7 protein-coding genes and 1 pseudogene are annotated in these 12,206 nt (G+C 67.0%); 3 read left to right on the forward strand and 5 right to left on the reverse strand.

Annotation, left to right across the window (positions count from 1 at the left end; translation table 11 throughout):
- Positions 1 to 660 precede the first annotated feature (660 nt).
- From ACP5M5_RS04205 to aroC, 3 genes are all read left to right on the forward strand, one after another.
- Positions 661 to 3,273: a bifunctional acetate--CoA ligase family protein/GNAT family N-acetyltransferase gene (locus tag ACP5M5_RS04205; protein WP_427935739.1), complete on the forward strand. Its 2,613-nt coding sequence runs from the start codon at positions 661 to 663 to the stop codon at positions 3,271 to 3,273.
- 221 nt (positions 3,274 to 3,494) lie between these two features.
- A complete protein-coding gene (locus ACP5M5_RS04210; protein WP_427935808.1) occupies positions 3,495 to 4,268 on the forward strand; it encodes an SDR family oxidoreductase in 774 nt (257 codons plus the stop codon).
- A 167-nt stretch (positions 4,269 to 4,435) separates the two neighbouring features.
- Positions 4,436 to 5,539 carry a chorismate synthase gene (gene aroC, locus ACP5M5_RS04215; RefSeq protein WP_427935740.1) on the forward strand — a complete coding sequence of 368 codons (1,104 nt, stop codon included), beginning with the start codon at positions 4,436 to 4,438 and terminating at the stop codon, positions 5,537 to 5,539.
- Between the two features lie 13 nt (positions 5,540 to 5,552).
- Here the strand turns inward: aroC and hrcA are convergent, their stop codons facing one another.
- The 5 genes and pseudogenes from hrcA to ACP5M5_RS04240 form a co-directional block, all read right to left on the reverse strand.
- Positions 5,553 to 6,638, reverse strand: coding sequence for a heat-inducible transcriptional repressor HrcA (gene hrcA / locus ACP5M5_RS04220; protein ID WP_427935741.1), 1,086 nt, complete (start codon positions 6,636 to 6,638; stop codon positions 5,553 to 5,555).
- 90 nt (positions 6,639 to 6,728) lie between these two features.
- Positions 6,729 to 9,797 carry an efflux RND transporter permease subunit gene (locus tag ACP5M5_RS04225; RefSeq protein ID WP_427935742.1) on the reverse strand — a complete coding sequence of 1,023 codons (3,069 nt, stop codon included), beginning with the start codon at positions 9,795 to 9,797 and terminating at the stop codon, positions 6,729 to 6,731.
- Positions 9,798 to 9,833: 36 nt separating this feature from the next.
- The gene (locus ACP5M5_RS04230) at positions 9,834 to 10,928 is read right to left on the reverse strand and encodes an efflux RND transporter periplasmic adaptor subunit (RefSeq protein ID WP_427935743.1); all 1,095 of its coding nucleotides are present in this window, start codon (positions 10,926 to 10,928) and stop codon (positions 9,834 to 9,836) included.
- A 73-nt stretch (positions 10,929 to 11,001) separates the two neighbouring features.
- On the reverse strand, positions 11,002 to 11,631 hold the full coding sequence (locus tag ACP5M5_RS04235; protein ID WP_427935744.1) for a TetR/AcrR family transcriptional regulator: 630 nt from the start codon (positions 11,629 to 11,631) through the stop codon (positions 11,002 to 11,004).
- 89 nt (positions 11,632 to 11,720) lie between these two features.
- A pseudogene (locus ACP5M5_RS04240) lies at positions 11,721 to 12,206 on the reverse strand (hypothetical protein); the annotation flags it as partial.

The raw sequence follows: 12,206 nt of genomic DNA on the forward strand, positions 1-12,206 counted from the left end.
GGCGGCCGGCGCTCGTGGCGATTCAACCAAGCAACGACACCCGCGCGCGCGTCGCGGCGAGACCCCAGTGCGCACGCAAGCGGCCTTCGTCATCGTGCCGCCAACGAAGGTCGAGCACCGGGCGCGCGACCTGCCCCGCGGGCGCCGCGTCGGAAACCAAACGACGTGTTACGGCCGGGCGACGGCCAGGCACGCGGATCTGACGAGGAAAGGTAAAGACGGCCATCACAGCCTCCTCTTGCTCAAGTGATAACTCGAGCCCGGGAGGCTTGGCCGTTAGGGTCAGCAGCGAATCGCTGGCGCCTTAACGGTCACATGCGGATCCCGGGCGGCGACCCAACCCGACGGCGGCGAAGCAGGCGCTAAGCGCCAACTATGGCTCTCCGAGGGCTGGCTACTAGATCGCGGGTTCATGTGATCCCTGACAGAAAGTTGACACAATCGCCCCAAGGCCTCATGGCCTGGAACGAGGCACAAGCGCACGCTTACGGTTTGGCGCGCCTCTCCGTCGCCTAGATAAGACTCTGCCCCGCGCCACGGCAAGAAAAAAATGCCTGGCGCGAGAAAAAATCGGCCGCCATGGCCGTGCCTGCTCGCACGACAGATTTCCGCCGGCTGTGCTATCCTTTATTGCGGCGCAACATGCTATAAGGTGCCGTTATGCCATGGCTGCCAAGCGCTTCCCGCCATCGCTTCCATCCGGAGCGGCTGTTCCGTCCCGATAGCGTCGCCGTGTTCGGTGCCGAGACCGCGGAGGGGGCGATCGTGCTTGCCAATCTCCGCGACGGCGGCTTCGCCGGCGCCATCGCGACGCTCGATGCCGGCGATCTCGCCACATCGCCGCAAGGCGGCGCGGCGCGCCCGGATGTCGCGCCGCTCGACGTCGCGATTCTCGCGGCGCCACTCGACGATCCGCGCGCGGTGCTGGCCGGGCTCGCGGCGCGCGGCTGTTTTGCCGCGATCGCCACCGCGATGATGCCGGGGCTGCGCGATGCGGCACGCGCGAGCGGCGTCAGGGTGCTCGGGCCGGGCTCTTTCGGGCTCGCTGTTCCCGCGCACGGGCTGAATGCAACGCTCGGCCATCTCCCGGTGCCGGCGGGGCGCACCGCGCTGGTCTCACAATCGGCCGCGCTCTGCCGCGCCGTGCTTGATTGGGCGGGGCCGAACGGGGTGGGCTTTTCTCACATCGTCGGCATCGGCGGCAACGCCGATATCGGCTTCGGCCTGACGCTCGATTGGCTCGCGCGCGATCCCGCGACCGGCGCCATTTTGCTCGATATCCGCCGGCTCAAAAACCCGCGCGCCTTCATCTCCGCCGCCCGCGCCGCCGCCCGCCTGCGCCCGGTGGTGGCGCTTTGTGCCGGTGGCCTGCTGCGCGATAGCGAAGACGAAACCCGCATCGGACCCGCGGCCGAGGCCGCTTTCGCCGCCGCCGGCCGGCGCGCCGGGCTGCTCGTCGTCAACCATTTTGAGGATCTGCTCGCCGCCGCCGAAACCCTGAGCCGCGCCAATCCTCTCACCCGCGAGCCGCTCGCGATCGTCACCACCGCCATTGCCCCCGGCGAAATGGCAGCGGATGAAGCGCTCCGCCTCGGTGTTCCGCTCCATCCGCTGCCATCGGCGATCCGGACGGCGCTGGCGCGGCCGCTGCCGCCTGAACTCGCCGGTCAAGGCGGCGCCCTCGAGCCGCTTTATCTCGGGCTCGACTCGCCGGCGCGGTGCGCGGCGGCGATCGAAACCCTTGCCCGCGACCCAGACATTGGCGGTATCCTCGCCATTCTCGCCCCGCCACCGCTGCGCCCAAGCGCTGCCGACGACGAAGCCTGGGCCAGCGCGATCGCCGCCAGCGCGCGCGCCATCAAACGCCCGCTCCTCGTCGCGGCGATGGGAGAAACCACTGCCGCGCCGCTACGCTTGCGCCTCGCCGATGCCGGATTGCCGGTCTTCGCGACCCCAGAGCAGGCGGTGCATGGGTTTCATCATCTTCTCCAGCATCGCCGCAACCGGCTCGCCGCGCGCGAATTGCCGCCGAGCACGGTGCTGCACCTGCTTCCTGACCGGGTGGCGGTGACGCGGGTTTTCGCCGCGGCGCGCCGGGCCGAGCGTCTCGCGCTGCTGCAGGATGAGGCGATGGCGGTGCTTTCCGCCTACGGCGTGCCGGTGGTGCCGACGCGGGCGGCAGCAAGCCCCGAGGACGCCGGGGCCGCGGCGACGATGCTCGGCTTTCCGATCGCGCTCAAGCTGCGGCGCACCGAGAAGCGCGGCGCGCCGAGCGTCGTTCTCGATCTCCCCGACGCCGCCGCCGTCACCCGCGCCGCGGCGCGGATGGCCGCCGGGCAGGCGCCGACGCACGGGTTTCTCGTCCAGCGCCAGATCCGCCGCGCCCGCGAGTTGGCGATCACTCTCGGTGACGACGCGGTGTTCGGCCCGGTGCTCGGCTTCGGACTCGGCGGCAGCGCCGGCGCCATTCTCGGCGAAAGCGCCGTCGATCTGCCGCCGCTCAACCTGCCGCTCGCGCAGGCGCTGATCGCGCGCTCGCGCTTTGCGCCCTTACTCGGCGCGTTTCGGGAATTTCCGCCGGCGAACCGCGACGCCATCGCCGAGACCCTGGTGCGGATCTCGCAATTGGTGATCGATTTTCCCGAAATCGCGACATTGCGCATCGATCCGCTATTCGTCGATGGCGAGGGGCTTCTGGTCGGTGATGCCGGGCTCACGCTGCGCCCTCAGGGAAGCCGCGCGCAATTGGCCATCGCGCCTTATCCTGCCGAACTCGAGGAAATTTGGACCGGCAGCGGGGAGAGGCTGCTGATCCGCCCGATCCGCCCCGAGGATGCCGAGGCGCATGCCGCGTTCTTTGAGCGCCTTGCCCCGGAAGACATCCGCTATCGTTTCTTCTCGCCCATGCGCACACTCTCAGCCGAGCAAATGGCGCGCATGACGCAAGTCGATTATCAACGCGAAATCGCCTTCATCGCCGTCCGCGAGGGCACCGGCGAGACCGTCGGGGTTGCCCGCTTGGTGCGCGAACTCGATGAAGGGAGCAGCGAATTTGCGATCATCGTGCAGCCGGACATGAAGGGAAAGGGGCTCGCAACGCGGCTCATGCACTGCCTCATCGGCTGGGCACGCGGGCAGGGCATGACCGAGATCGTCGGCCAGATCCTCGCCGATAACGCGCCGATGCTCGCTTTCGTCCGCCATCTCGGCTTTTCCCTCCATCGCTTGCCCGGCGAAGACGACGTGCTGGAGGCGCGGCTCGCCATCGCCTGAGGGAATTTCCGCGCGCGGCCGCGAGCCCTGACCCGGGCGCGTTTGCGCCATGGCTCTTGCCCAACAGCGCCCGGCTGTGTCACGAGAGAGGGTCAGGCACTCAACCGAGAAGGGATAGATCCTCGATGTCCCATTCCAATGAAACGACCCTTTCCGCTCCCGTCCCGCTTGCCGAGACGCCCGCCGCCGGAACCTTGCTCGCCGGCAAGCGCGGCCTGATCATGGGGGTCGCCAATGACCGCTCGCTCGCCTGGGGGATTGCGCATGCCTGCGCCGCCCAAGGCGCGGCGCTCGCTTTCACCTACCAAGGCGAAGCGTTGGAGCGCCGCGTTCGGCCGCTCGCCGCCGGCATCGGCTCCGATCTCGTCTTCCCGTGCGATGTCGGCGAAGAAAACAGCATCGATGCCGCCTTCGCCGCCCTCGCCAGGCGCTGGGATCGGCTCGATTTCCTCGTCCATGCCATTGGCTGGGCCGATAAATCCTATCTCCGCGGACGCTATCTCGACACGCCGCGCGAGGCCTTCCTGCAGGCCCTCGATATTTCCTGCTATAGCTTCGTCGCCGTGTCGCGGCGCGCGGTGCCGATGATGGGGCCGGGCGGGGCGCTGCTCACCCTTTCCTATCTCGGTGCTGAGAAGGTGATCCCGCATTACAATGTCATGGGGGTCGCCAAAGCCGCGCTCGAGGCATCGGTGCGTTATCTCGCCGCCGATCTCGGTGGCGCCGGCATTCGGGTGAATGCGATTAGCGCCGGCCCGATCAAAACGCTGGCCGCCAACGGCATTGGCGATTTCCGCTATATTCTGCGCTGGAATCAACTCAATTCGCCGCTCGAGCGCAACACCACCATCGAGGATGTTGGCGGCGCTGGGCTTTATCTTCTCTCTGACCTCGCTTCCGGCGTCACGGGTGAGGTCCATCACGTCGATTCTGGCTATCACATCGTCGGCATGAAGAACCCGGCGGCGCCCGATATCGCCGCCGTCACGGACTAGAAAAAGAAATTTGTTCTTTTTTGAAAAAAAGAACCAAAAAACTTTTATCCCGTTTCCTCGGCGCGGGCAGTGCCGAAGGCACTGTCCAACGGACAAAAGTCTTTTTGCTTCTTTTTCTTCAGAAAAGAAGAGTCTTCCTGGGCTTCCCCTGATCGTATGGCCACCTCATGTCCCATAACAGTTTCGGCCATCTCTTGCGCGTCACCACTTGGGGCGAGAGTCACGGCCCGGCGATCGGCTGTGTCGTCGATGGCTGTCCGCCGCGAATCGCGCTCTCGGAGGCCGATATCCAGCCTTTCCTCGACCGACGCCGGCCCGGCCAGTCGCGTTTTACGACCCAGCGCCAGGAAGCCGATCGGGTGCGCATCCTCTCTGGCGTCTTCGAGGGGCAAACCACCGGCACGCCGATCGCGCTCGAGATCGAAAACACCGATGCCCGGTCCAAGGATTATGAGGCGATTGCCGCGCGCTTTCGCCCAGGCCACGCCGATCTCACCTACGAACTCAAATACGGCATCCGCGACCCGCGCGGCGGCGGGCGATCTTCGGCGCGCGAGACGGCGATGCGAGTCGCTGCTGGCGCGATTGCGCGCAAGGTGCTCGGGACGGGGGTGACCATCCGTGGCGCCCTCGTCCAGATCGGCGACAAGCTGGTCGAGCGCGGCAATTGGGACTGGGCGGAGGTCGCGCGTAATCCGTTTTTCTGCCCCGATCCGGTGTGCGTCGGCGTTTGGGAGAGCTATCTTGCCGAGATTCGCAAATCTGGCTCCTCGGTCGGCGCGGTGGTCGAGATCGTCGCCGAGGGTGTGCCGCCGGGATTGGGCGCGCCGCTTTATGGCAAACTCGATGCCGATCTCGCGAGCGCGCTGATGGGGATCAACGCCGTCAAGGGCGTGGAAATCGGCGACGGCTTCGCCGCCGCCCGCTTGCGCGGCGAGGACAACGCCGACGAGATGCGCATGCAGGACGGCACGGTTTTATTCGCGAGCAATCACGCCGGCGGCATTCTCGGCGGCATTTCGACCGGCCAGCCGATCATTGCCCGCTTCGCGGTCAAGCCGACGAGTTCGATCCTCACCCCGCGCCGCTCGGTCGACCGCACCGGCCACGACGTCGAGGTTGCAACCCACGGCCGGCATGATCCCTGCGTTGGCATCCGCGCGGTGCCGGTTGGCGAGGCGATGATGGCGCTCGTTCTCGCTGACCATCTGCTGCGCAACCGCGCCCAAAACCCGGACAGCCCCGAGCAGCCGCGTCTGCCGCGCAATTAGAGAGGCTTGGCGGTCAGCCGAGCAAACGGCCGATCACGCGCGCCGTATAATCCACCACCGGGATGATGCGAGCATAATTGATCCGCGAAGGGCCGATAACACCGATCGCACCGACGATGCGATCAGCGGTGTTGCGCGCCGGAGCGACGATCATGCTGAGGCCTGAGGCATCGAACAGCCCGTTCTCGGCGCCGATGAAAATCCGCACCCCCTCTGAGACCTCGACCAGCTCGAGCAGCTTGAGCATGGTTTCCTGGGTTTCCAGCCGCTCGAACAAAGCCTGGATGGTCGCAAGCCTCTCGATCTCGGTGACATCGGCAAGAAGCCGCGCTTGGCCACGCACGATCAAGCTGCCGCCACGCCCTTCGCCCGTCCAGGTCGCGAGCCCGGCGGCGACGATCTGCGTCGCGAGCGTATCGAGTTGGGTACGATCGGCCGCGATTTCTTCGCTCACCACGCGCCGTACCTCCTCGATCGAGCGTCCGGAGAGGCGGGCGTTGAGATAATTGCTCGCTTGCTGCAGCGCCGCCGGCGGCAAGCCCGGCGGCGTGTCGATGACCCGGTTTTCGACCTGGCCATCGGCATTGACGAGCACGACGAGCGCGCGGCCAGTGCCGAGCGGGACGAATTCGATATGCTTGAGCGGCCCGTCGGCTTTTGGCGCGAGCACCAGGCCAGCGGCCGCGGAGAGGCCGGAAAGCAGGCTTCCGGCTTCGGCAAGCGTGGTCTCCAGACTGCGCCCGGAGGCTTGCAACGCCGCGCTGATGGTCTCCTGCTCCTCCTCCGAGAGATCGCCGAATTGCAGCAACCCGTCGACGAAGAGCCGGAGCCCGCGATCGGTCGGCAGGCGGCCGGCGGAGGTATGCGGCGCGTAAAGCAGCCCCTGCTCGGTGAGATCGGCCATGACGTTGCGGATCGTCGCCGGCGAGAGGGCGAGCGGCAGGCGGCGCGACAAGGTGCGGCTCCCCACGGGCTCGCCGGTCGCGACATATTGTTCGACGATTTCGCGCAAGATCGCGGCCGAACGCGCATCAATGACCGACGGCGACAGGCCGGAGCGGGGGGGAATGAAGGGCGTGACCGGTTTCTGATCCATCATGCGGATAGCATTACGCCATAGAGGTTAGGAACTCGTCCCGCCAGGGTCAACAGAGGCTCAGCGCGCGCGAGCATGTCAGCGCGAACGTGATCACTTCGCCGCCATGACGGGCACCGCCGCTGCCGCCTCAGCCTTCTCGGCTCGGAACGCGAGCGCGTAGAGCGCCGGCAAGAAGACCAGCGTCAGCACCGTCGCAACCAACAGACCGCCGATCATCGCGAGCGCCATCGGCCCCCAAAAGACGTTGAAGCTGAGCGGGATGAAAGCGAGTGCCGCGGCCAGCGCGGTCAGCACCACCGGCCGCGCGCGGCGCACCGTGCTTTCGATGATCGCTTCGCGGAGCGGCAAGCCCACCGCCTGATCTTGCCGCACCTGATCGACGAGGATGATGGTGTTGCGCATGATCATCCCGCCGAGCGCAATCACCCCGAGCAGAGCGACGAACCCGAACGGCGCATCGGCGAGCAGCAGCGCCAGCACCGCGCCGATCAACCCAAGCGGCATCGTCGCCAGAACCAGCAGGACGCGGCGGAGATCTTGCAACTGGATCATCAATAGCAAGAGCAGCGCGCCGACCATCACCGGGAAAACCGCGACCAAAGCGGCGTTCGCCTTGGCCGATTCTTCCACCGCGCCGCCGGTTTCGACGTGCACCCCAGGCGGCAGCGCGAGGGCGCGGATGCGCGCCTCGGCGGCCGCACTCACGTCGATCGCCTGCAACCCGTCCTGCAGCTCGGCCTCAACGATGAGGGTGGGTTGGCGGTTGCGCCGCCAGAGAATCGGCTCCTCGGTTTGCGGCTCCAGCCGGGCGATCTGCGCGAGCGGCAATGCGCCAGCGGCGGTCGGCACGATGAGATCGGGGAGATGGGCGAGATCACGCCGCTCCTCGGGGGCGGCGCGTAGCACGACATCAATCAGCTTGGTGCCATCGCGAATCTCGGTCGCGACGAGGCCAGAGAGCAGCGCATCCAGTGTCGCCGCGATATCGGCGGGCGCAAGGCCGAGTTCGCGCACCCGCGCTTGATCGAGCGCAAAACGGAGCGAGGGCGCGCGCTCACCCCAGGCGAGCTGTGCGTCGCGCGCGCCAGGGGTTTCGCGGAGCGCCGCCAGAACCTGATCGGCGGCATGGCGTACGCCGGCGAGATCATCGCCCATCACGCGAAACTGCACCGGAAACCCGACCGCCGGCCCGAGTTCGATGCGCGAGACGTGAAGCCGCGCCGCCGGCACGCCCTCGCCGGCGGCAAAGGCGAGAAGCCGCGCCCGCACCCGCTCACGCGCCGCCAAATCGCGTGTCGTCATCACGATGGTCGCGACCGCGTTATTGGGCAGTGTCGGATTGTACGAGAGAATGAAGCGTGGTGGGCCACCCCCGATATAGCTCGTGTACCACAGAACGTCGCGATCCTTGGCAAGCAAATCTTCAACTTTGCCGACCGCAGCCTCGGTCGCGGCATGGCTCGCCCCCTGGCGCAGGGTGACGTCAACGATCAATTCGGGCCGGGCGGAGGCCGGGAAAAATTGCTGCTTCACCAGCCCGGCGCCAGCCACCGCAAGCACGAACAGCGCAACCGTCGCCAGGGTGACGCCGCCGCGATATTGTACCGCGACGGTCACCATCCGCCGCAGCCGCCGGTAAAGTGGCGTCCGATAGATCGCCGCGTGGGGCAGGGCTTTTTTCGGCTGCGGCAATAAGAGAACCCCGAGATAGGGGGTGAAAACCACCGCGACCACCCAGCTCGCCACCAACGCCACCGCAACGACCCAGAAAATACCGCCGGCATATTCACCGGTCGAAGAGCGCGCGAATCCGATCGGCAAAAATCCCGCGGCCGTCACCAAGGTTCCGGTCAGCATCGGAAATGCCGTCGATTGCCAGGCAAAACCCGCTGCGCGCTCTCGCTCCCACCCCTCTTCCAGCTTCACCACCATGGTTTCGACCGCGATGATCGCGTCATCGACGAGCAGGCCGAGCGAAATGATCAGCGCGCCGAGCGAAACCCGTTGCAATTCGATCCCAAGCAGATCCATCGCGACAAAAACCAGGGAAAGCGTGAGCGGCACCGCCAGCGCCACGACGATTCCCGTCCGCCAGCCCAACGAAAAGAATGAAACCAGAAGCACAACACCGAGGGCGACGGTAAATTTGAGCAGAAATTCATCGACCGATTCGGCGATGACTTTCGGCTGATCGGCAATTTGTTGCAAAACGATGCCGGTCGGGAGATCGGCGCGGACGCCCGCGGCGGCCTCGCGCAGCGCGACGCCAAAGGCTAGCCGGTTGACGCGCGGCTGCGTCGACACCGCAACCACCACCGCCGGCGCACCGTCATGGCGGATGGAAAAGGCCGGCGGATCCTGATAGCCGCGATGGATTTCGGCGATGTCCGCGAGCCGAAGCAAAGCGCCATTGGCCACGATCGGCACCGCGGCGAGGCTGCGTGGCCCGGTCAGCGCGCCAGCAACGCGGAGCGGCACCTCGGTCGTTGCGGTTTGGATCGATCCGGCTGGGGTCACCAGGTTCTGGCGCGCGATCGCTTGCGCGATCTCGGGCACCGTAACGCCGAGCGCGGCGAGCCGGCTTTGCCGGAAGGTAACATCGATGGTGCGAGGAATTTCGCCAAGGATGGTGACTTTTTCTGCCCCCGGCACTTTGAGAAAGCGATCACGCACGCGCTCGGCCTCGCGCGTCAGCGCGGCGTTGTCGGTGCCGGTGAGCGCAAACACCGCGCCATAGACATCCGCGTATTCGTCGTTGACGATCGGGCCAAGGACGCCCGGTGGCAGGTTGGGACGAAGATCGTCGAGTTTTTTGCGTGTCTGATAAAACAGTTCCGGCACTTCTTGGGGCGGCGTCGAATCCTCGAACAGCACCATCGTCACCACGAGACCGGGCTGCACATAGGTGAAAAAATTGTCGAGATGGGCGAGATCCTGCAGCTTGCGTTCGATCGGGTCGGCGACGAGATTTTGCGTCTCCGCCGCCGTCGCGCCCGGCCATCGCGCCGACACCACCAGCAGTTTGAGGGTGAAATTCGGATCTTCGTTCCGCCCGAGCCGGGTATAGGAGAAGGCGCCGGCGACAAAAATCAACGCGATCAAAAATCCGGTAAGCGCGCGATGCCGAACCGCCCAGGCTGAGAGATTGAATCCGCTCACGCCATGCCCCCGCTCATGCGCCCGCGTCGCGTGCGATCACTCGGCCGCGGGCAGCGTATCGGTGATGCGTACACGCGCCCCGGGATCGAGCTTCTGCGCCCCGAGCGCGACCACCATCGCGCCGTCGGCAAGGCCGGAGACAGCAACGCGATCCTGCTCAAAGCGGCGCAGTGTCACGGCTTGCGCGGCCAGCGTACCATCGGGCTTGACCGTCCAAACGCTCGGCCCGTCACCGCGATCAATCAGCGCCGCCGCCGGCAACAGGGCGATGCGATCAGCCCCACGGACCGCGAGATGGAGCGTCGCCGACATGCCATAGGCGACGAACGCGGGGGCATCCACCAAGACATAGCGCGCGGCATAGGTACGCAACCGCGGGTCGGCGCTGGGTGCAAGCTCGCGCAGCCGGGCGGCGAGCGCAATGCCCGGCCGCGCCCAGAGTGTCACCGTCGCCCCCGGGCGATCGGCGTCGGCGAGCGCCTGCTCGGGAAGCGAGACGACGATTTCGGGCGGCCCGGCCTCGGCGAGTTCGAATACCGTCTCCCCCTCCGCGACCACGCTGCCGCGATCGCGCAGCACGGCGGTGATCACCCCATCCTGCGGGGCGCGCAACTCACCATACGAAAGACGGCGCTCGGCCAGCGCCAGCGCCGCGGTGGCGGCGGTGACGCGTTCGGCAGCGGTCCGGGAAGCGGCCTGCTTGGCCTCATCGGCGGCGGCAGCGGTCCAACCGTCACGGCGGAGTTCGGCGCTCCGCCTGGCATCCGCCAACGCCTGCGCCGCCTGCGCACGGGCGGCGGCGAGGTCGGCCGCAGCGCTGCGGACGGCGAGCGCCAGATCTTTCGGGTCGAGCCGGGCCAGCACATCCCCCGCTTTGACCCGCGCGCCGACATCGGCCAGGCGCTCGGCGATGCGCCCGCCGGCGCGAAAGCCCAGCGCCGGCGCCCGGCGCGGCGCGATAATGCCGCTATAGTCGCGGGTCTCGGTATCCGCGGTGAGCGCGACCGAAACCACCGCGACCGGCCGCGGCGCATGATCAACGCGCGCCACCGTCCGCTCGAAGCAGCCGCCAAGCAGCAGCGCGGGCAGCATCAAAATGGCGAGCGGCGGAAGGCGGACGGGGGCGGGCATGGGCTCTCTCCGGGCAACGCGGGGAGCCTGGTTGATTAAATGACGTTTGTCAATAATCGTCAGAAAACAATCATCATTCTAGCGACCCGTCCGGGCGCAAGGCGCGCAAGCAGAAACTGGCCGTGCGTTCGGCGATCGCGGCGAGATTTTCGTCCATCGCCAGGCACTTCTCGACCATCGCGGGATGGGTGAAAATCGCGCAGGCGCCATGAAGAAAGCGCACGACATCCTCGCCGTCGAGGCGGGCGAAAACCCCCTGCGCCTGTCCTTCATCGACGATGTGACGAAACGCGGCGTCGATCTCGTGGATATGCGCATCGACGATCGGCCAGTTTTCCTGCAAGGCGGCGGCGATCATGTCATACATCCGCCGCTCCCTGAAAAACCGATCTTCGGTTTCGCGTTGTAGGAGACGAAACAGCGCGCGGACGCGCTCTGGCGGCGTGCCGGGGCCGCGCGCCACGTCCCAGGCCGCGGCATCGAGGCCGGCGAGAATGCGCGCACAGATTTCCTGATTGATCGCCGCTTTGCTCGCAAAGAACCGATAGACATTGGCCGGCGACATATGAAGTTCGCGGGCAATATCGGCGACCGTGGTTTTCTGATAGCCGAGGGTGCGAAACAACCGCTCTGCCGCATCGGTGATGGCGGCGCGGGTCGCGCGACCGGTGGGGCTAAGATCGGCATTGGGTGACGCTGACATGGCGATCAACTTATGACGATCGCCGTCATCTGTCATCTCTGTCCCGCCATCCGCCGCCGCCGCGACGATCCGCTATCCCTCCGTGACGATCAGCGCCGCCACCAGCCGCGCTTGCGCGGCGCCTCGGGGGGGGTGTCGGCGACGATATCGGGTGTGCCGGGCTCGGCGTTAACCACGATGGGCTCGGGCATCGGCGGCGCTGCCATGGCGGGGGGCGCGGCGGACATCGGCGGCTCAAGTGGCAACAGTTCCGGCTGCGGGGCGCCAGGCAGAGCGAGATCGGGGAGCGCCTCGCCATCGGCCGCGACCGCGGTCTTGCGCCGGCGCGGCGTAAGGGGCGTGCGGCGGGGCGTGCGGGGGCGGCGCTTCGGCGCCGCCTCACTCGCCGGCACGGCCTCCGCTTCGGGCGCGGGGGCGACGTCTGAACCGGCCGCAGCGTCCGTCGTGGAGTCGGCCATCGTCTCGACCGCCAACGGGGCCGCCAACGGGGCCATCAACGGCGCTGGCGCGTCCGGCGCGGCGGCGAGTTCGGACGCAACCGGCTCGGGGGTAAATGGCTCGGGGGTAAATGGCTC

The sequence above is a fragment of the Acidibrevibacterium sp. genome, from assembly GCF_049965395.1.
In the GTDB taxonomy this organism is placed as follows: domain Bacteria; phylum Pseudomonadota; class Alphaproteobacteria; order Acetobacterales; family Acetobacteraceae; genus Acidibrevibacterium; species Acidibrevibacterium fodinaquatile.

Coding starts and splice junctions, on each gene's coding strand:
- aroC (WP_427935740.1), top strand. CDS start 4,436: ATGTCCCATAACAGTTTCGGCCATCTCTTGCGCGTCACCACTTGGGGC.
- ACP5M5_RS04235 (WP_427935744.1), bottom strand. CDS start 11,631: ATGTCAGCGTCACCCAATGCCGATCTTAGCCCCACCGGTCGCGCGACC.
- hrcA (WP_427935741.1), bottom strand. CDS start 6,638: ATGATGGATCAGAAACCGGTCACGCCCTTCATTCCCCCCCGCTCCGGC.
- ACP5M5_RS04230 (WP_427935743.1), bottom strand. CDS start 10,928: ATGCCCGCCCCCGTCCGCCTTCCGCCGCTCGCCATTTTGATGCTGCCC.
- ACP5M5_RS04210 (WP_427935808.1), top strand. CDS start 3,495: ATGGGGGTCGCCAATGACCGCTCGCTCGCCTGGGGGATTGCGCATGCC.
- ACP5M5_RS04205 (WP_427935739.1), top strand. CDS start 661: ATGCCATGGCTGCCAAGCGCTTCCCGCCATCGCTTCCATCCGGAGCGG.